General features: G+C 66.7%; 18 protein-coding genes. 11 read left to right on the top strand and 7 right to left on the bottom strand.

What is annotated here, in order from left to right; all coding sequences use genetic code 11:
* Window positions 1–184: 184 nt before the first annotated feature.
* Window positions 185–1,648, top strand: a complete 1,464-nt coding sequence (locus tag G8760_RS20745) for a threonine/serine exporter family protein (RefSeq protein WP_207782548.1) — start codon at window positions 185–187, stop codon at window positions 1,646–1,648.
* 35 nt (window positions 1,649–1,683) lie between these two features.
* Here the strand turns inward: G8760_RS20745 and pstB are convergent, their stop codons facing one another.
* The 4 genes from pstB to G8760_RS20725 are packed head-to-tail and all read right to left on the bottom strand — an operon-like array spanning window position 1,684 to window position 5,583.
* Window positions 1,684–2,601 carry a phosphate ABC transporter ATP-binding protein PstB gene (pstB, locus tag G8760_RS20740; protein WP_425502364.1) on the bottom strand — a complete coding sequence of 306 codons (918 nt, stop codon included), beginning with the start codon at window positions 2,599–2,601 and terminating at the stop codon, window positions 1,684–1,686.
* A gap of 9 nt (window positions 2,602–2,610) precedes the next feature.
* A complete protein-coding gene (pstA, locus tag G8760_RS20735) occupies window positions 2,611–3,561 on the bottom strand; it encodes a phosphate ABC transporter permease PstA (protein ID WP_166354731.1) in 951 nt (316 codons plus the stop codon).
* Window positions 3,562–4,515, bottom strand: a complete 954-nt coding sequence (gene pstC, locus G8760_RS20730) for a phosphate ABC transporter permease subunit PstC (protein WP_207782547.1) — start codon at window positions 4,513–4,515, stop codon at window positions 3,562–3,564. It lies immediately after the preceding gene.
* Between the two features lie 15 nt (window positions 4,516–4,530).
* Window positions 4,531–5,583, bottom strand: a complete 1,053-nt coding sequence (locus tag G8760_RS20725) for a PstS family phosphate ABC transporter substrate-binding protein (RefSeq protein ID WP_207782546.1) — start codon at window positions 5,581–5,583, stop codon at window positions 4,531–4,533.
* Between the two features lie 257 nt (window positions 5,584–5,840).
* On the opposite strand from G8760_RS20725, the gene G8760_RS20720 reads away from it, so the two are divergent.
* From G8760_RS20720 to G8760_RS20710, 3 genes are read left to right on the top strand one after another with little or no spacing between them, the layout of a single operon-like run.
* Complete coding sequence (locus G8760_RS20720) at window positions 5,841–6,179, top strand: ArsR/SmtB family transcription factor (RefSeq protein ID WP_166354729.1); 339 nt, start codon at window positions 5,841–5,843, stop codon at window positions 6,177–6,179.
* Window positions 6,176–7,291, top strand: coding sequence for an ACR3 family arsenite efflux transporter (arsB, locus tag G8760_RS20715; RefSeq protein ID WP_166354728.1), 1,116 nt, complete (start codon window positions 6,176–6,178; stop codon window positions 7,289–7,291). The genes G8760_RS20720 and arsB overlap by 4 nt, the downstream gene beginning before the upstream one ends.
* Before the next feature lie 48 nt (window positions 7,292–7,339).
* Window positions 7,340–8,677 (top strand): FAD-dependent oxidoreductase, encoded by a 1,338-nt coding sequence (locus G8760_RS20710; RefSeq protein WP_166354727.1) that lies wholly within the window; start codon window positions 7,340–7,342, stop codon window positions 8,675–8,677.
* A gap of 408 nt (window positions 8,678–9,085) precedes the next feature.
* On the opposite strand, the gene G8760_RS20705 is transcribed toward G8760_RS20710, so the two are convergent.
* The 3 genes from G8760_RS20705 to G8760_RS20695 all read right to left on the bottom strand — a co-directional run bounded on the left by G8760_RS20705 (window position 9,086) and on the right by G8760_RS20695 (window position 14,012).
* Entirely contained in the window at window positions 9,086–11,524 is a 2,439-nt protein-coding gene (locus tag G8760_RS20705; protein WP_166354726.1) for a transglycosylase domain-containing protein, read from the bottom strand.
* Window positions 11,525–11,677: 153 nt separating this feature from the next.
* Window positions 11,678–12,139: a DoxX family protein gene (locus G8760_RS20700; RefSeq protein WP_166354725.1), complete on the bottom strand. Its 462-nt coding sequence runs from the start codon at window positions 12,137–12,139 to the stop codon at window positions 11,678–11,680.
* 37 nt (window positions 12,140–12,176) lie between these two features.
* Window positions 12,177–14,012 carry an ABC transporter ATP-binding protein gene (locus tag G8760_RS20695; RefSeq protein WP_166354724.1) on the bottom strand — a complete coding sequence of 612 codons (1,836 nt, stop codon included), beginning with the start codon at window positions 14,010–14,012 and terminating at the stop codon, window positions 12,177–12,179.
* Between the two features lie 79 nt (window positions 14,013–14,091).
* Between G8760_RS20695 and G8760_RS20690 the strand changes: the two genes are divergently transcribed.
* The 7 genes from G8760_RS20690 (at window position 14,092) to G8760_RS20660 (ending at window position 20,023) form a co-directional block, all read left to right on the top strand.
* Window positions 14,092–14,664, top strand: coding sequence for a TetR/AcrR family transcriptional regulator (locus G8760_RS20690; RefSeq protein ID WP_166354723.1), 573 nt, complete (start codon window positions 14,092–14,094; stop codon window positions 14,662–14,664).
* Window positions 14,665–14,761: 97 nt separating this feature from the next.
* The gene (locus tag G8760_RS20685; protein ID WP_166354722.1) at window positions 14,762–15,148 is read left to right on the top strand and encodes a VOC family protein; all 387 of its coding nucleotides are present in this window, start codon (window positions 14,762–14,764) and stop codon (window positions 15,146–15,148) included.
* 23 nt (window positions 15,149–15,171) lie between these two features.
* Window positions 15,172–15,549 carry a VOC family protein gene (locus G8760_RS20680; protein WP_166354721.1) on the top strand — a complete coding sequence of 126 codons (378 nt, stop codon included), beginning with the start codon at window positions 15,172–15,174 and terminating at the stop codon, window positions 15,547–15,549.
* Between the two features lie 179 nt (window positions 15,550–15,728).
* Window positions 15,729–16,937 (top strand): ROK family transcriptional regulator, encoded by a 1,209-nt coding sequence (locus G8760_RS20675; protein ID WP_166354720.1) that lies wholly within the window; start codon window positions 15,729–15,731, stop codon window positions 16,935–16,937.
* Between the two features lie 68 nt (window positions 16,938–17,005).
* Window positions 17,006–17,869 (top strand): carbohydrate ABC transporter permease, encoded by an 864-nt coding sequence (locus G8760_RS20670; protein WP_343074435.1) that lies wholly within the window; start codon window positions 17,006–17,008, stop codon window positions 17,867–17,869.
* A complete protein-coding gene (locus tag G8760_RS20665) occupies window positions 17,862–18,728 on the top strand; it encodes a carbohydrate ABC transporter permease (protein ID WP_166354719.1) in 867 nt (288 codons plus the stop codon). Before G8760_RS20670 ends, G8760_RS20665 begins: the two co-directional genes overlap by 8 nt.
* 38 nt (window positions 18,729–18,766) lie before the next feature.
* The gene (locus tag G8760_RS20660) at window positions 18,767–20,023 is read left to right on the top strand and encodes an ABC transporter substrate-binding protein (RefSeq protein WP_166354718.1); all 1,257 of its coding nucleotides are present in this window, start codon (window positions 18,767–18,769) and stop codon (window positions 20,021–20,023) included.
* Window positions 20,024–20,038 lie beyond the last annotated feature (15 nt).

The raw sequence follows: 20,038 nt of genomic DNA, 5'->3' as shown, positions 1-20,038 counted from the left end.
CATTACCTCGGCGACACTAGAAACACGGCGTTACATCGCAGTCGCCAATGTGACGCGCAGGTGTCAACGTCTGCTCACAGACCCGGCATCCGGTTGGTGAGGGTCGACATACCCCCAGGTCATCGACGATCTTGTCTACCGGCGGTGCTGGGCGGCGGCCACCCAAAACACATACTGTGTGGATGTGAGCAAGACCGATCCACCGGCCGGGCCGCCGCCGGGCCGGGCTCCGAAACGCCGGCCTGTCGATCGCCTCGACAGGCCGCTTCGCGACCGCGCCAAACGAGCATTCACCGATTCCCAGCCGCCCACGCTGCCGATCGCGCTTCCGCGCCCGAAAAGCGGGCTGGCCGCGGAGGTCGAACGTTCCGTACTCGACCTCGTGCTGCGCACCGGGGAAGCCTTGATCATCACCGGCGCCCCGGTGGCGGACACCACCGCCGCCCTCCTCCGGCTCGCCGCCGGGTTCGGCGTCACCGCATGCCAGGTCGACATCACGTTCGTCTCCATCACCGCGTCCATCGACCGGGATGACGATCCCATCACCAAAGTGCGGGTCATCGAGCGGCGTACCGCCGACTACAGCCGGCTCGCCGACCTGCTGGACATGGTCGACGCGGTGAACCGGGGCGATCTCAGCCTGGATGAGGCCCATGACCGGCTCGACGAGATCCGCAAGTCTCCACATCCGTATCGCCGGTGGGTGGTCACGCTGGCGCTCGGCTTCATGGCCGCTGGTGTCGCGATCCTGCTGAACGGCTCGTGGCTAGCTGCCCTGATCGCCGCGGCCACCACCATGACCATCGACCGCATGTTGCGGGTGTTGCGGCACAACGGCCTGCCCTATATGTTCCAGCAGGCCATCGGCGCCGGATTCGCCACTCTGGTAGCGCTGTTTCTGAACTGGGGCCGCACCACGTTCGACTGGTCACCCCAGCTCATCACCCCGTCGTTGGTGGTGGCGGCCGGAATCGTCGTGCTGCTGGCCGGGCTCTCTCTCGTCGGAGCCGCCGAAGACGCTATTTCCGGTTTCCCGCTCACCGCGGCAGCTCGCTCTTTCGAGGTGGTCATCTACACCATCGGGATCGTCGTCGGTGTCGGCTTCGTGCTCGACATCGGCCAGCGTATAGGTGTACCGCTGCACATCACCGATCACTCGACGCTGAGTACGCCGTTCGCGGTGCAGCTGCTCGCGGGTGGGGTGATCGCCGCCGCGTGGGGGCTGGCCTCGTATAGCAGGCTGCGCACGGTAGCGGTCGCCGGCGGGGTAGGTGTGGTGTCGGCCGGTGTGTTCCTGCTCGTCGGAGACGCAGGGCTGGGTCCGGCGGGTTCGTCGTTCGTGGCGGCGCTCGTGGTCGGTGTGCTCGCCGCCGGAGTCGCCGAACGGTTGGGGGCGCCGGCCCTGCCGATCGCGGTCTGTGGCATCACGCCGCTGCTGCCCGGGTTGCTGATCTACCAGTCGATGTTCACCATGGTCGACGCCGACGATCTACTCGCCGGTGCCAGCCTGCTGTTCGGCGCCCTCGGGGTAGGCCTCGCCCTCGCCGCCGGGGTGACACTCGGGGAGTTTCTGGCCAGCCCCTTGCGCATTCGTATGGACCGCTGGCAGCGACGGGTCCGCGAACGCGCCAAAGGCAGCCGCACCTGACCGCTGCGCCCACCTCGGGTGAGGCAATGTCGCGATCAGCCGACCTTGCCGCTGATGTAGTCCTCGGTGCGGCTGTCGCCGGGGTTGGTGAAGATCTTCGTGGTGTCGTCGTATTCGATCAGCTCACCCCACCGACTCTTCTCGTCGGCGGTCAGCTCCACCATGAGGAACGCGGTCATGTCCGATACGCGGGCGGCCTGCTGCATGTTGTGGGTGACGATGACGATCGAATAGCGCTCTTTCAGCTCGAGCATCAGGTCTTCGATCCGGCCGGTCGAGATCGGGTCGAGCGCGGAGCACGGCTCGTCCATCAGGATCACGTCCGGTTCGACGGCGATGCACCGGGCGATGCACAGCCGCTGCTGTTGCCCACCGGACATGCCGTACGCGTTGTCATCCAGGCGGTCCTTCACCTCGTCCCACAACCCGGCCCGGGTCAGCGCCTTCTCGACGATCTCGTCCATATCACCCTTGATGCCGGTGGTACGGGGGCCGAAGGCGACGTTGTCGTAGATCGACTTGGGGAACGGGTTGGGTTTCTGGAAAACCATCCCGATCACCTTGCGTACCTGGACCGGGTCAACCTTGGGGCCGTAGATGTCGGCACCGTGATAGAGCAACTGCCCGTCGACGCGGGCGCTGGGGATGAGGTCGTTCATCCGGTTCAGCGAGCGCAGGAGGGTGCTCTTGCCGCAGCCCGACGGGCCGATCAGCGCGGTGATGTTCTGGTGAAAGATATCCATGGTGACGTCGTTGACGGCGCGCGCTTTGCCGTAGGACACCGAGACGTTGTTGAGCTCGAACGTCTTCTCTTTGTGCTCGACGGGTCCGCGCTGCCGGAACTCGTCCGGCCGAACCGAGATCTCGGTGTGCTGCACGGCGGGTGCCTCCTCGACATCACCGGCGGTGGCCGGCCTGGGACGGGCGATCTCCTGGGTCAGGTGGTTAGTCACGGAGGTCACCTACCACTTCTGCTCGAAACGATTACGTAGCCAAACCGCGAACGAGTTCATCACCAGCACCAACGCCAGCATGATCAACACGCCTGCGGCGGCGAGTACCTGGAACTGCTCTTGTGGGCGCCCGGCCCAGTCGAAAATCTGGGTGGGCAGCGTGGTGAAGCCCGGGCTGAAGAAACTTGGGTCGAAGGTCACGAAGGTAACGGCGCCGACGAGAAGCAGCGGCGCGGCCTCCCCGATCGCCCGGGCGACCGCGAGGATCACCCCGGTGAGGATCCCCGACGTGGCCGCGGGCAACACCTGCCGCCACGTGGTCTGCCACTGGGTCGCGCCCAACGCGAGCGAGCCTTCGCGGATCGACGGCGGCACCGCTCGGATCGCCTCTCGCGAGGCGAGAATCACCGTCGGCAGCACGAGCAGGGCGATCGTAATCGCCCCGGCGGCCGGAACGAAACCCAGCCCCAGGGGCTGACGGACGATGAACGCCAGCCCGAGGATGCCGAAGACGATGGACGGCACTCCGGCCAGGTTCTGGATGTTCAGCTCGAACAGACGGTTCCACCAACGGCTCTTGTCCGCGTACTCCTCGAGGTAAACCGCGGCGCCCACCCCCAGCGGCAGGATCAACGCGATGACCCCACCGATGACGTAGATCGAGCCCAGGATCGCGGGGCGGTAACCCGCCTGGTCGATGTTGAGGGTCGACGGTCCGTTGGTGATCAGGTCCATGTTGAGCCGGGGTGAACCTTCGACGATCGCCCAGATGATCATCGTGGCCAGTCCGGCCATCGCTACGGCAAGGCCCAGGAGCAGCAGTGCCAAGAAGAGCCGGTTGCTGACTCGGTCGCCTCGGGGTCGGGCTCCGAACACACTCTCCGTGGTGGCTCGGGCACCAGCCACCGCGAGACGGGTGCGGGCCGTACGCGGCGGGGCGTCTTTCTCGTCGGTGGACATCTATTCGTACACCTCACGGAAGCGGCGAACCAGGCGGATCGCGAAGAGGTTCATGATCAGCGTCATCACGAACAGCAGCGCGCCGACGGCGAAGATCGTGTAATACGCCACGGTGCCGAAGGCGATCTCACCGGTGGCGGTCTGACCGATGTAAGCGGTCATCGTCTGCGCGGAGTCGGTGGGGTTGGCGGTGATCTGAGCTCGCGCACCGGCGGCCAGCAGCACCACCATCGTCTCACCGACCGCCCGGGACACGGCCAGCACGACGGCCGCAACGATGCCGGAGATCGCGGCCGGGAACACCACTCGGGCGGAGACCCGCAGCTTGCTGGCGCCCAAAGCGTAGGCGCCTTCGCGTAGGCCGCGAGGTACGGCTCGCATCGCGTCGTCCGAAATCGACGCCACCAGCGGAATGATCAGCAGCCCCACGGCCACCCCGGCGACACCGATCGAATGGACCCCACCCCAGTCCAGGAACGGCAGGACGTCCGCCGCCAACGGCCGGAGGAACATCAGCGCGAACAGTCCGATCGCCACGGTCGGGATCCCTTCGAGGATCTCGAGCATGGGTTTGATGGTTTTGCGGACCCGGTTCGGCGCGTATTCGCTGAGATAGATCGCTGAGGCCAATCCCACGGGCACCGAGACAACCAACGCCCAGAACACGATGTTCAGCGTGCCGGTGACGATGGGCAATACCCCGAAATGGGACGGCGTGAACGAAGGCGCCCAGTTGGTGCCGAACAGGAACTCATGAACGGGGACTTCGCGGAAGAAGTCGATGGCACCGAACGCCAGCGAGAGGACGATACCCGTCGTGACCAGGACTGAAAGACCGCCGCAGGCGGCGAGGAAGACCTTGATCGCCTTCTCGCCGTACCGCGGACTGGGAGCCTCCAGCGACCGGCGCGGGGTCTCCCCCGCGCCGGCACTGGAAGCTACGACGCCTCGCATGGTCATGAGCGGAGGTCAGCCGCCGACCAGGGTCTGGACCTGGGCGCGAGCCTCGTTGGCCTGCTCGTCCGTCATGCCGATGAACCCGGCCGCTTCGGCGATCGGGTCGGCGTTGTTGATGAAGTACTCGACGAAGGCCAGCACCTCGGGCTTCTCCAGCGCGGAGTCCGACGGGTAGATGTACAACCCGCGGGCGAGCGGCGAGTAGGAGCCGTCCTGCACCGTCTCCAACGACGGCGCCACACACCCGTCGCCACCGTCGATCTCCAGGGCCTTCACCCGATCCTGGTTCTCCACGTAGTACGAGAAGCCGACGTAGAACATGCCACCCGCGGAGCCCTCGACACCGATGATGCCGGTGTTGTCGTCCTCGCCGATGTTGTTGTAGTCGGTACGCTGAGCGCCACCTTCGCCGTTGATGGCCTCGGTGAAGTAGTCGAAGGTGCCCGAGTCGGTGCCGGGACCGTAGAGGTCGAGGGCGGCGTCGTAGTCGATGCCGTCGATCTCGTCCCAGCTGCTGAGGTTCGAGTCAGGGGCCCAGATCTGGTTGAGCTGCTCGACGCTGAGGCACTGCACCGGGTTGTCCGGGTGGACCAGCACGGTCAGCGCGTCGTTGGCGACCGTCAGCCCCTCGTAGGCGATGCCGCTGGTCTGGCAGATCTCGGACTCCTCGTCCTTGATGTGCCGCGACGCTTCGGAGATGTCGGTCTCACCGTTGCAGAACTTCTCGAAGCCGCCGCCGGTGCCCGACGTACCCACTGTTACCCGGACGCCCGGGTTCTCCATCATGAACAACTCGGCCGCGGCCTCGCCGAGTGGGGCTACCGTGCTCGAGCCATCAACCACGACGGATCCGGACAGGTCGCCGGCGCTGTCCTGGGTGTCGTCGTCCTGGTCGTCCTGCTGGTCGTCGTCGTCCGACGAGTTGTCGCTGTTCGCCGTGTCGTCGCTAGCGGCGTTGGCGTCATCGCTGTTTCCGTCGTCGCCCCCACAGGCAGCGAGAACGAGCGCTGCGGCGCCGGCAACCGCGAGTGGCGCCAGCCGCCGACGAGCATTGCTGATCTTCACGTCGGATGTCCTTCCGGATGTGGTCAGTCTGTACGTGACGGCTCTGACGGTAAGGAGCCCAAGTGACGTCGTTCCCCGCGGAGAATGAACGAGGCGTGAAGGTGAGACGTTGTTTGCCGTAATCACCGATGTCTATCGGCCGACATCCAGGTGAACGGCGTGCGTGACGGGTCGCGGGTTGATCACAATGGCAAGCTCATGACGTCTCGAAATGGTCACCTTGCCCGTCTCTGGTGGATGCGTTAACGTATCAGCCGATGCTGATATCAGCGGCGAATGATGCCAACCTCGACCATCTTCTCCCTCCTCTCCGCGCACTCGCCGACCCGCTACGCCTGCGGATCGTTCATCTGCTCGCCCGCGAGTCGTTGTGCACCTGCCACATCGTTGAGGCCACCGGTGCCCGCCAGACCAACGTCTCCAATCACCTGCGGCAGCTGCGCGACGCGGGCCTGGTCCACGCGGAACCCCGCGGCCGGTTCACGTACTACCGGCTCGACACCGACGCCGTCCGGGCCCTAGGTGCCGAGCTCACCGGCCTCGCCGACGCCGCCGATCAGTCCGGCGATCACGACATCCCACGGACCTGCCCATGACCGGAGCCCAACTGGAGCCGGGCACCAACCCCGGCGAGAAGGCCGTACTGAATCGGCTCTCCACCCTGGATCGTTTCCTGCCGTTGTGGATCGGCGCGGCGATGGCCGGTGGCCTTCTGCTCGGCAACGTCGTGCCCGGGTTGGACGAGACGCTCGACGCGGTCAAGATCGGCTCGGTCAGCCTGCCGATCGCAGTCGGGCTGCTCGTCATGATGTATCCGGTGCTGGCCAAGGTCCGTTACGACGAGACCGGCCGGGTCACTCGAGACCGCCGATTGCTGGTCACGTCGATCGTGCTCAACTGGGTAGCCGGGCCCGCCCTGATGTTCGCCTTGGCCTGGATCTTCCTGGCCGATCTACCCGAGTACCGCACCGGGCTGATCATCATCGGCCTGGCCAGGTGCATCGCCATGGTTCTGATCTGGAACGACCTCGCCTGCGGTGACCGCGAGGCCGCCGCCGTACTCGTCGCGGTCAACTCGCTGTTCCAGATCGTCGCCTTCTCCGCGTTGGCCTGGTTCTACCTCCAGGTGCTGCCGGGCTGGCTCGGGCTGGAGACCACCAGCGCCAGCTTCTCGGTCTGGACCATCGCGCTGAGTGTGCTGGTGTTCCTGGGGGTGCCGCTGCTGGCCGGCTACCTTAGCCGGCAGCTGGGTGAGCGGGCGAAGGGGCGGCACTGGTACGAGACGCGGTTCCTGCCGCGGGTAGGACCGTGGGCGCTGTACGGGCTGCTGTTCACCATCGTTGTGCTGTTCGCCCTGCAAGGCGACACCATCACCGGCAACCCCGGCGACGTCGTCCGGATCGCCCTCCCACTGCTGGTGTACTTCGTCGTGATGTTCGCCGGATCGTTCTACGCCGGGCACCGCCTGAAGCTGGGCTACGAACGCACCACCACACTCGCCTTCACCGCCGCCGGGAACAACTTCGAGCTGGCGATCGCGGTGTCCATCGCCGTGTTCGGCGTCACCAGCGGCCAGGCTCTGGCCGGCACCGTCGGACCACTCATCGAGGTTCCCGTGCTGGTGGGGTTGGTTTACGCCGCGCTCTGGGCCCGTCGCAGGTGGTACGACGAGACACCGGACGTGGATCAGGTGCGCACACCCCGGTAGGCCAGCGAGGCTCTGTCATCTGATCGCCGTCTCTGATTGGATGATGAGATGGAGCACGGGAACGGACGGACCGCCGCCATCATCGGAGCGGGCCCGGCCGGTCTGTACTTGCTCGCTGAGCTGCTGGAGACCGGCGCGTTCCGCCGCATCGACGTGTACGAGGCGACACCCGCGCCGTTCGGTCTGGTCCGCTACGGGGTCGCCCCCGACCACCCGAAAACACGTGGCATCGCGCGGGTACTCGCGGCCGGTTTCGAGTCCACCGAGGCGCGGTACTTCGGCAACGTCTACGTCGGCCGCGACATCTCCCTCGAGGAGCTACGCCGGAGTTACGACGCGGTGGCGGTATCCACCGGAATGCGCGGCGATCGCGACCTCGGTGTACCAGGCGAAGACCTGCCAGGTTCTATCGGCGCCTCGGAGCTGGTGGCCTGGTACACCGGTCACCCCGACGCCCCCAAGATCACCCTGCCGGAGAATCTGGATACCGCCGTGGTCGTCGGCGCCGGGAACGTCGCCCTTGACGTCGCCCGGATCCTGGCCCGCGAGCCCGACACGCTGATCCCGACGAGTATGCCGCGCGCTGTTGTAGAGGCGCTGCAAGCCAGCCCCCTCCACGACGTCCACCTGGTGGCCCGACGCGGACCCGCACAGGCCAAGTTCACCTCACCCGAACTACGCGAAATCGGCAAACTCGACGACGTCGACGTGGTGGTCGATCCGGCCGAACTTCACCTCGAAGCGGAGGACGAAACCGAGGTCGAGACACGCCGGCAGGCCCGCACCACCGTGAAAGTGCTGGGCGAATGGTCCGAGCGGGCTCGCACCGGTGCTCCCCGCCGGATCCACTTCCACTTCTGGCGACGGCCGGTCCGGGTCACCGGCGACACCTCGGTCACCGGTGTCGAACTGGCCCCCACCCGGCCCGATACCGCCGGCCCGGCCCACCTTCCGGCCCAGCTCCTGGTCCGAGCCATCGGCTACCACGGCACCGCCATCGCGGGGCTGCCGTTCGACGCCGACAGCGGCACCGTCCCGTCGGCCGACGGACGCGTGGTCACCCGCGAAGCCGTGCTGGCCGGCGTCTACGTCACTGGATGGTTGCGCCGTGGCCCCAGCGGTGTCATCGGCACCAACCGCCCCGACGCGGCCGAGGTGGCCGCCTCGATCCTGGCCGACCTGCCCACGGCCGCCCCTACCTCCGGCAGCCCCGAAGACGTCGAAGCACTGCTCACCACACGGGAAACCAACCATCTGAGCTGGGACGACTGGCACCGGCTCGAGGCGTACGAAACCGAGCAGGGTCAGCAGCACGGCGGCGACCCGATCGTCGTCGACGACCTCGAAACCGTCCTGCGCGTCATCGGCCGCCCACCTCAGGACTAAGTCGCCTCATGGCCCAGCTAACCAGATTCCGCTGAGGCAACATGTCCGGTTGCGCTCACGGTCCTTCTATCGATCACCGCACACCTTGCCTTCGCGTCCAAGATCGTCGGCCTCATCGTTAATCGTCGGCTTGCCGCCTGGCCACGCTCCTTTGGGCACAACTGGAATGGTGTGTCCTGGGTTGGCACAAGGAGGCATGTTGTCGCCCAGGCCACCACAAGGAGGCTTGTGGCAGACCGGGATGCGCCATAAGGAGGCTTGTTGTCGCCCCAGGTGGACCTCACGCACTACGCGAGGTGCCCACTACACAACGACGCCGACCCACGGAGTGGAGTTGGTGAACGGAGCGGAGTTAGTGCGCAATCGGAGTGACATCGGTGTCGCCAGAGCAACACCTCCACCGCTCCGTCAGTGCACCAACTTCACTCCGTTCACCAGCTCCCACTCCCGGGCAGCGACCACGCTGGTAGCTCTGGTGGTGTCGACTCCGTCATCACCTTCGCCGCCGCCGTTGTCATTACCGCCACCCTCGTCGGTGCCGCCGTCGTCGTTCCCGCCACCGTTGTCACCGCCGCCGTTGTCGTTGCCACCTTCGTCGGCGCCGTTGTCGTCGCCGCCCCATTCGTCGCCGCCCTCATCGGCACCACCGTCGTCGCCGCCCTCATCGGCACCACCGTCGTCGCCGCCCTCATCGGCACCACCGTCATCGCCGGACTCGTCGCCGCCGCCCTCGTCGGCTCCGCCATCATCACCGGACTCGTCAGCGCCGCCGTCATCACCGGACTCGTCAGCGCCGCCCTCGTCACCGCGGCCGGATTCACCACCACCGCCGCCACCGCCGCCGCCGCCACCACCGCCTCCACCAGACGGCGGAGCGGCCGGCACGTAGCCGTTGATGTTGCCTCGCTCAGGGAACTCTTCGGGCGGCACGCCGTCCAAGGCGGCGCGCATAAACGCCGCCCAGGTACGGGCCGGGTACTGACCGGCGAAGAAGACGTCCATGCCGGCCACCCCGCGCAATGACTCGGTGCCAGCCTCGGCTCCCTCACCGCGGAAGTACGCGACCGTCGTGGCCAGTTGCGGCGTATAACCCGCGAACCACGACGTCAGGTCCTCATGTGTTCCGGTCTTGCCGGCCAATGGGCGGCCCAGGTTGAGGTCGCGGACCGTCCCGCCGGTACCACGCCAGCTCTCGATCACCTGGGTCAGCGAATAGGTGACGTCGGCGGTGATGTCAGGGTCGAAGACCTGCTCCGGCTCGACCTCACGTTCGTAGAGGACGTCGCCGGAGGGGTCGGTCACCTGCGCCACCGTGTAGGTGTCGGCGTGCACCCCACCGGCCGCCAGCGTGGCGTACGCCTCGGCCATCTCCAGGGCGGACACCGATGCGATCCCCAACGTCACCCGGGGGTTGGCCTCGAGCCCTGGGGTGTCCTCCGGGATACCGGCCCGCACCAGGGCGTCGACCACGGTCTGCGAGTTGATGTTTCGGGCGAGATCCACGAACGCCGTGTTGATCGAGCGTTCCATCGACTGTAGGAGGTCGACCGACCATCCCCACGATTGGTCACCCTGGTTACGTACCGGCGGCCCCAGCCCCTCCGCCTCGAACGGCGAGTTTCCAGCGAACCGGCTGGTCAGTGAGTAACCCTCTTCGAGGCCGGCGATCAAGGTGAACGGCTTCACCGTCGAACCCGGCTGGATGCGGGCATCCACAGCGTCGTTGAAGTTCTGCTCCACCGCGTCCGGACCACCGTAGATGGCGACCACCGCGCCGTCGCCGGGCCGCACCGCAGCCAGCCCGATGTGGACACGTTCGGCGTCCTCGGTGGGCCGTTCCTCGTCGACCGCCCGTACCGCGGCGCGTTGCGCCTGCGCGTTGAACGTGGTGGTCACCCGGAGCCCGCCGGTGTCGATCTCGGTGTCGTCGAAACCCAGCTCGCGTAGTTCGTCGCGGACCATCATCAGCAGGTAGCCGTTGGGTCCGCCCAGGCGGTTCTGCCGCCGTTCGGGCTCGATGTCCGGCGGCTCCGTCTCGGCGGCGGTCTGTTGGTCGATGGCTCCCGTCGTGACCATGCCGTTGAGTACGTACTGGAAGCGTTGCTCGAACCGGGCGGCATTCGACTCGCTAGCCGCGGGGTCGTACAACGAGGGTGAGCGCAGGATGGCGGCCAGGGCGGCGCTCTGGGCCAGGTCGAGTTCGTCAACGTTGACACCGAAATATGCCTGCGCCGCGGTCTGTACCCCGTAGGAGGCCCGGCCGAACCAGATCGTGTTCAGATAGCTGGTCAGAATCTGGTCTTTGTCGATGTCTTGGTCGATCTTGACCGCGATGACGATCTCCTGGATTTTGCGGCTCCAGGTCTGATCCTGCGTCAGGTAGTAGTTCTTCACGTATTGCTGGGTGATGGTGGAGCCACCACCGGCCGACGGGGTGCCCCGTAGTTGGTCCCACGCGGCCCGGCCGATACCGGTGATGGAGAAGCCGGGGTTCTCGTAGAACGAACGGTCTTCAGCAGCGACGACCGCCGCCTTCAACGTGTCGGGGATGTCCTCCGAGTCGACGATCTCCCGGTTCTCGACGCTGAACCGGCCCAACTCTCGCTGGCCGTCGTCGTGGTAGATGATCGTCGTCTGCGACGTCGAGAAGTCGTTGGCCTCGGGAACGTCGATGGTGATGAAGGCGAACGCGACGGCGCCGGCCACCAGCACCACGAACCCGGTGAAGGTGAACAGCAGCGCTTTCCACGTGAACAGGCGCCGCCAGCCCTTCTTCCGTGGCTTGGCAGCGCGATACTTCGGGCCCGACGTGGCCGGCCCCCGTGGCGGCTCGGGTTCTTCGCTCATTGCTCGTTCGATGGTATGCGGAATTGTGACGAACACCTGCCCGAAAAGCGGATCTAGTGGCCAGGCTCACGTCCATAACGTGAGGCGGACGCGCTGAGTTCCCGGCCCACCCTGGTCAGGTGACAGCTGTGGGCCGGCCCTGGTGCCCGACTACTACCTGCGTCCCCGGGGCGTCACCTGCACCATCTCGTCGTCTTCGGTCCGGAACCACCTGATCAGCAGTTTGTCGGCCCGCACCCGCCCAGGCCCCAACAGCACGACGGCGATACACCCGGCGGCCAGGACCAAGACGAGCTCGAACCCGTTGGCGACGACGAATGGGCCGTTCTCCGCGTGCACCAGGACCAGCGCACCGATCATGGTGCCGGCCAACACCGCGGCAAGCACTCGGGTGAGTATCCCCAGGCCCAGCAACCCCCCACCCACCAGCTCCAGCACCGCCACGCTGGGGGCGCTGACGTCCGGGAAGGGGATGTTCATCTCGGCGAAGCGTTCGATCGTGCCGTCGATGCTCCAGTCGTAGAACTTCTGCCAGCCATGCGCGACGAAGACGAACGCGAGCGCCAGGCGCAGCAAGAGGCAGGCCGCGTCGTTGAGGGCACGCGAAGGGGACATGATCGTATTGCACACCGCGCAGGCGGCCTCTGTGGTGTTACGACACGCCTGCGGGGACCTGAATGTCGCTTTCTCCCTCGGGTCCTCCGTTGGTGGCGATCCGCAGCGCGGCCACCAGTTCGCGGTATAGCTCGTCGGCGGCGAGGAGGTCACGGTGGGTGCCGGTGTTGCGCACCTGGCCGGCTTCCAGCACCACGATCCGGTCGGCGTCGATGACGGTGGACAGCCGATGGGCAATGGTGACTACGGCGCCGTGGCGGGCCAGCCGTTCGAGCCCGGCGCTGAGAGCGGCTTCGGTCAGGCCGTCCAACTGTGCCGTGGCCTCGTCGAGCAGCAGTATGTCGGGCTCCGCCACGAGCGCTCTGGCGACGGCGACACGTTGCCGCTCACCACCCGACATGGTGGTGGCTGCCAGTTCGGTGTCGAGCCCGTCGGGCAACTCTCGTACCCGCTCGTCCAGACGTACCGTGGACAACGCATCCCACAACTGCGCGTCGGACGCACCTAGGGCTCCGTATCTGAGGTTGTCGCGCAGCGTGCCCGGCACGAGCGGGGTGTCCTGCTCGACGTAGGCGATTCTGCGCCGCAGGTCTGATCGGCTCCACTGCGAGTACGGGCGCCCGTCCAGCCACAGCTGGCCGCGCTCGGGCTCGAGGAATTTCAGCAGCAGTGAGAACACGGTGGTTTTGCCGGCCCCGGATGGTCCGATGATGGCGGTATGGCCCCGCGATGGGATGGCGATGGTGAGGCCGCGCACAGCCGGGGCCGTTCCGGGGGCGTAACGGGCGGTGACGTCATGCAGCAACAGCCCGGACTCGCCGGCGGCGTCCGGGATCGGAGTTCGCCGCGTCTCCGGCTCGCCATCGACGCCGTCGGACTCGAGCTCGAGCTTCTCGACCTCCGACATCCGGGCCGCCGCGGCCAGACCCGACTGCAATGAGGTGATGCTCTGCGTGAGCAACATGACCGGAGTCATGAGCTGGAACAGATACAGCAGGAAGGCGACGAGCGCCGATACCGACAGCTGTCCGGCCGACACGCGGTACGCACCGAGGCCTAGAATGAGCATGACAGCGAGATTCACCCCGGCCCCGGTGATCGTCCAGGCAACGGCTTCGATCTTGACCGCTCGGATGCCTTTGGCGGCCGAACGCTCGGCATGGCGGGAGATCATGGCGGTCTCGTGGTCTTCGGCTCGGCTGACCTTCACCGTGCGCAGCGCCCGCAGCACACCTTCGAGGCGGCCGCCCAGCTTGCCGACCTCCTCCTGCGCGTCTTGCTGGGCCCGGGACAGAGCGGGCATCAGCAGCATGGCGATGGCGGAGACGACCACCAGAACCACCAGTGTCCACACCAGGAGCACGCCGTCGAGATAGGCCATGAGGATCAGCGCACCAACCAGCCCGATCGCCCCGTTGACCAGGTTCACCGCACTCGAGGTGGCGGCTTCGCGAATCAGCGTGGTGTCGGAGGTGACTCGCGCGACCATCTCACCACTAGAACGGCCGGCCATCTCGGTCACCTTGGCGCGCAGCAAGTGCCGGACCAGCCCGGTGCGAGCAGCGAGGATCACCCGCTCGGCGAGCTGGCCGAGCATGATGGCCTGGATCAAGCCGATGACGGCTCCGGCCACGAGCAGCACCGCCAGGATGGTGATGGGGCCACGGAGAGAGTCCGACGTACCCAGGCCATCGAGGACCACCTTGGTGACCATCGGAGTGACCAGCTCGGCGGCGGTACCGACGACGCCGAGAAGCATTCCTATAACCAAGACCCAGCGGTGCGGGCGGGCATAACGCCACAGCAGCCGCAGCTTCTCCCGGGCGGGAAGATCTGGCGTGTCCCGGACCAAGCCGGCAGATTCGGGATTCATGCGGCCCAGAATGACACATCGATGTCCGATTTTCAATCTTCGATGTCTTATATTGACGCATCGCTGGTACAGTGGTCGCATGACGAGCGTGCCCGAGGTCCGGCCCGCGTCCGGGGTCCGCGAACGCACCCGACGCGCTATCCTCGACGCCGCCGCCCAGGTCTGGTCGCGTGAACCCACCGCCGCCCTTGGCGAGATCGCCGACCGCGCCGAGGTCAGCCGCAGCACCCTGCATCGCTATTTCCCGGAGCGCCAAGACCTCATCCGGGCCCTGTTGAAAGACTCACAAGTGTCCATGGACCGGGTCGTCCAACAGGTCGGCGTCGGCACCAAACCAGCCGTCCAAGCGCTGGAGGACCTCCTTCGGGGCCTCCTCGATGCCGGAGACCGACTGGTGTTCCTCTTCAGCGACGCCCAGCGCTACTACGCCGAGCTCGACGAGGACGCCGAGGACACATCGGTCACCGACCTGATCCGGCAGGCGCAGGCCGACGGCGACATCGCCGCCGACCTCACCCCGGACTGGGTGGAGGCCGCGTGTTATGCCTTGGTCTACGTCGGCGCGCAGAGCGTCGTCGATGGCACGGTCCCCCGGCACGTCGCGGCCGACCAGGCCGTGCGCACCTTCCTGCACGGCGTCGCCGAACGGTAGGACAGGGCCGCCACCCGACTGACCGATGACTTCCCGCCGGTCCGGCGGTCAACCCTTCAGAGGGCGAGACAGAACGCCCGCACCTGAGGGAGGAACCGTGACCGAGGCCAGCCTGGGCAGCATGTTGCTGTCGAGCACCGATCCCACACGTCTGTACAGCTGGTACACCCATGCGCTACGGCCACGGCGGGAAGCCGACATCGACGGCTACCACATGCTGCAGTTCGGCGAGTTCTATTTGATGATCGACACCCGCGATGACGTCGGTGAGAAGAACCCGGAACCCGGAAGGATGATCCTCAATTTCGACGTGACCGACGCCAGGACCACCGCGGCCCGCATCGACGAACTGGGGGCCGGGTGGTTGGTGCCGATGGAGGACCGCGACGGCAGCCTGTTCGGCACCGCCATCGATCCCGACGGCAACTACGTCCAGCTCATCCAGCTCAGCCCGGAGCATCTGGCGCAGATGGCTCAGATGTAACACCCACGAGAAACGAGGCGATCATGTTCACCAACACCCGAGCGTTCAGCGGCTTCTCGGTCGACGACATTCCAGCGGCCAAGAAGTTCTACAGCGAGACTCTCGGCCTGCGGGTCACCGAGGAGTACGGCCTGTTGACTCTCCACATCGCCGGCGACCGCCCGACGCTGGTCTACCCGAAGGGCGACACCCACGTCCCGGCGACGTACACCATCCTGAATTTCCCGGTCGATGACATCGAACAGGCCGCCGACGAACTCGCCGAGCGCGGCGTCCGTTTCGAGCGGTACCCGGACGCTGCGGAGCACACCGACCAACGTGGCATCTTCCGCGGCGGCGGACCACTCATCGCATGGTTCAAGGATCCGGCCGGCAACACGTTGTCCATCATTCAGGAGTAACGACTGACCGCTTGACCTTGGCCGACGAGGCGCCGAGGCACTTTCCCAACGCCGGATTGGTCCGGTGGGCCGCAGACGCGGAGAAGGTCAGGTCTACACGTTCCAGCTCTTGACAGCTTGGTGTCCGGCATGTTTCTTTTGGACTAACTTTAGTCGTAAATGAAGTCCAGGAGAGCCGGATGCCCCTATCCCGTGGCGACCTTACTCGCTCGGCCGTGCTGGCCGTGCTCGGCGCGTCCGGCCCACTGAGCCGTAGTCGGATCGCTCAGGTTCTCGATCTCAGCCCTGCCACGGTCACCCAGGTCACCAAAGACCTGATCGCCCGCGGCATGATCACCGAAGTCACCCAGGCACCGTCCCGGGGCGGCCGGCCGGCCGTCCTGCTGGGGTTGGTCGGCTCGGCCGGCCGAGCGCTCGGCGCCAAAGTCGCGGCCGACCACGTGGCAGCGGTCGAGGCCAGGCTTGATGGCCAGGTCATGCGGTCGTGGGAGTGGCCTTTCGACGCCACCGCGGTCGACGCCATCGACCAGCTCATCGACATCTTGCTCCCGCTCACCGAACCGGGTGAAGGACACGCACCACTCCTCGGCATCGGCATCGGTGTGCCAGGCGCGGTGGACGACCAAGCCACCGGCATCGTCAACGCTCCCACCCTCGGCTGGCAGAACCTGCCCCTCGGCTCCCGGCTGCAGGCCGCTCTGCCGGTGCCGGTACTGGTGGAGAACGACGTCAACACCCTGGCGGTCACCGAACGCCTCTACGGCCGGGGCCGGGAACACCGCGACTTCCTCGTCGTCACCATCGGGCGGGGCATCGGCGCCGGACTCGTCGTCGACGGCAGTGTCTACCGAGGCAGCACCGGCGGCGCGGGTGAGTTCGGCCACCTTCCGGTCAGCCCCGAGGGCCCACGGTGCTCGTGTGGCAACCGCGGTTGCCTCGAAGCGATCATCGGCCAGGACGCACTTCTGCGGCGAGCCCGCGAGGAGGGTGTGCTGGGCCCCGATGCCACCGCCGCCCACCTGCTAGGGGCCGCCGACGGCGGCGACAATACCGCGCGGAGCTTACTCGCCGACGCCGGAGCAGTGCTCGGGCGCGCGGTCAGCGGCCTCGTCAACGTCATGGACCCAGAGGTCGTCGTGGTCCTTGGTGAAGGCACCCGGGGCTGGTCTCACTGGCGGTCAGGCTTCGAGCCGCACCTCCGGGCCCATCTGCTACCCGCTCGTCGCGCCGTTTCCGTGGCCGTAGAAACCTGGGACGACTCGTCGTGGGCTCTCGGCGGCGCAGCGCTGGTGCTGGCCACCCCGTTCGACGCCACCGGCCTCACGGGCAGCCAGGGCGAGCTCGTGCGGGCCCGCCTCGGCGAGGCGCTGACCCAGGACACCGCGTGACCGCGCCGCTCACCCAGGCGGCCCCGGCCCGCATCGCGCCCGGCCCGCCGGCCCGCCCACGGCGGCGGCTGCGCAAAGCCGGCACCGTCGTGCTTTTTCTCGCCCCCAGTTTCGTGCCGCTGGCCATGTTCACTCTGGCGCCCATGGTCGGCTCGCTGTGGGTGGCCCTGCATGACTGGAACCTCATCAGTCCCATGCAATGGGTGGGTCTCGACAACTTCGGCGACCTGATTGGTGACTCGAACACCTGGCGAGCGTTCGGCAACACGCTCTACTACATCGCCGGCTACCTGCCCCTTGTTTTCGCCGGGGGCCTCGCGGCGGCACTCGCCCTCAACACCGCCCTGCGCGGGCGGTCCGTCTTCCGGGCCGCGTACTTCCTGCCGGTGGTGACCAGCTGGGTTGTCGTCGCCCTGGTGTGGAAGTGGCTGCTCAACCCGAGCAGCGGCGTGGTCAACGAGGTGCTCGGAGCTATCGGCATCGACGGACCCGGCTGGTGGACCGATCCGGTGTGGGCGATGCCCTCGGTGATCCTGGCCTCGGCCTGGAAGGACGTCGGGTTCGTCATGGTCATCCTGCTGGCCGGGCTCCAGTCGATCCCCGCTGAGTACTACGACGCCGCCCGGGTCGACGGGGCCAGCACATGGAAGCGGTTTCGCCATGTCACGCTGCCGCTGCTGTCGCCGTCGAGCTTCTTCGTCGTCGTCATTTCGCTCATCAACGGCTTCCAGGTGTTCGACCAGGTCTTCGTGATGACCGGCGGCGGTCCGGCCGGTTCGACCGAAGTGGTGGTCCAGCAGATCTACGACCTCACCTTCCGATACGGCCGAGCCGGGGACGCATCGGCGTTGTCCTGGCTGCTGTTCGCCGTCGTCCTCATCGTCACCGCCGTCCAGGTCCGAATCCAGCGCCGGTGGGTGACCTATGCCTGACACCGAAACCACACCACGCCGTCGCCCCGGCCGCGACCGGCACCTCCTGGCGCTGCGGATACGCAAGATCTCGCTGTTCGCGATGCTGGGTCTCGGCGCGTTCGTCATGCTGTTCCCGTTCGCCTGGACGGTGATCACCTCCATCACACCGGGTGCGGGACTCAGCTCCCCGACGCTCATCCCGGAGGAACCGGGGTTCGACGCGTACCGAACGTTGCTCGACACCCTCCCGTTCTGGCGCATCATGGCCAACAGCCTGGTGATAGCGGTCGCTGCCACTCTGCTCCAGCTGCTCACCAGCGCCATGGCCGCTTATGCGTTCGCCCGACTGGAGTTCCCTGGGCGCAACGCACTGTTCGTCGTCTACCTCGCGACCCTCATGGTTCCCATGCAGGTTCTGGTCGTGCCGCTGTTCATCCAGATGCGCACGTTCAACCTGGTGGACACCTACGCCGCGCTGATCGCACCGAGCATCGCCTCAGCGTTCGGGGTGTTCTTGCTGCGCCAAGCCGTGGCCCAGGTGCCCCGCGAGCTCGACGAGGCCGCCATCATCGACGGTGCCGGCCACATCCGGGTGTTCACGATGGTGATCCTGCCGCTAATCCGGCCGGCCCTGGCCACCTTCGCCGTACTCGCCTTCATGTCCAGCTGGAACAGCTTCCTGTGGCCACTGGTCATCATCCGATCACCAGAGTTCATGACCCTGCCCCTGGGTCTGAGCACCTTGCACGGCCAGTTCACCACCGCGTGGGACGTGGTGATGGCCGGCTCGGTCGTCAGCATCATCCCGATCGCCGTGCTGTATCTCGCGGCGCAGAAATACGTCATCCAAGGCGTCGCCCGCTCCGGGCTCAAATGAACCCCGGAGCGGTCGGCCACCAACACACGGAGGAGACAATGAGGCGTCAACTCACCATCGGCGTCGCGGTTGCGGCCAGCACGCTGATGCTCGCCGCCTGCTCGCAAGGGTCAGCCACCCGCTCGTCGTCCGGCGACGACGAATCCGACCGGGTCACCGTCCGCTACATGGAGTTCTCCTCGAACAACGGCAACGAGGACAACCTCGCCAGCATCGTCGAGGCGTTCGAGGCGGACAACCCGGACATCGAGGTGATCGTCGAGACCACACCGTACGACGACTACTTCACCCGGCTGCAAACCGCCGTCGCCGGCAACACGGAGGCCGACGCCTTCGAGCTGAACTACGAGAACTTCGTCACCTACGCCGAGTCCGGTGCGTTGGCCGAGCTGAGCGGGGTCGACGAAGGCGCCTACACACCGTCGCTGCTGGAGGCGTTCCAGTACGACGGCGCACAGGTGGGCCTGCCGGAGTCGTTCTCCGACGTCGTGCTGTTCTACAACAAGGAGTTGTTCGCCGAAGCCGGCCTGGACGAACCTTCCGCCGACTGGACCTGGGAAGACCAACTCGCCGCCGCCGAGGCACTAACCGACACCGACGAGGGAGTCTTCGGCCTCTATCAACCGGCGACGTTCCACGAGTTCTACAAGGTCCTGGCCCAGGCCGGCGGTGAGTTCTTCACCGCGGACGGCTCGGCGGTGGCCTTCGACAGCCCGGCCGGCCTGGAGGCGGCACGCTGGCTGGTGGAGAAACCCGGCACCGTCATGCCTACCGAGGCCGACGGCGCGGGGACACCGGATTTCGACACCGAGCTGTTCCGGTCCGGCAACCTCGCCATGTGGCACACCGGCATCTGGATGTTCGGTCCGCTGGCCGACACACCCTTCGAGTGGGACATCGTCGTCGAACCCGGCAACGCCACCCAGGCCAGCGCCATGTTCACCAACGGCGTGGTGGTGAGCGCCGGCAGCGACCACCCCGAAGAGGCGCAGCGGTGGCTGGAGTACCTGACGTCGTCCGACGCGATGGTGGACACCCGGCTGGAAGCAGGATGGGAGCTTCCACCCATTGCCGACACCGACAAGCTCGCCCCCTACCTGGATCAGACCCCACCGGCCAACCGGGATGCCGTGTTCGAGGCACTGGAGGAGACGGTGCTGCCGCCGGTGATCTCCAGCCAGCAGGAGATGCAGGATGCCGTCACCGAGGAGCTCGGTGAGGCGGCGGCCGGACGAAAGGACGTGGAGGACGCACTGGCCGACGCCGCTGACCGCGTCAACGCGCTGCTTAACTAAGGGGCCGCGCGTTCT

Source organism: Phytoactinopolyspora limicola (assembly GCF_011320225.1).
In the GTDB taxonomy this organism is placed as follows: Bacteria; Actinomycetota; Actinomycetes; order Jiangellales; family Jiangellaceae; genus Phytoactinopolyspora; species Phytoactinopolyspora limicola.
Note: the sequence above shows the minus strand (reverse complement) of the source record. Positions and strands in the feature narration are given on the sequence as shown.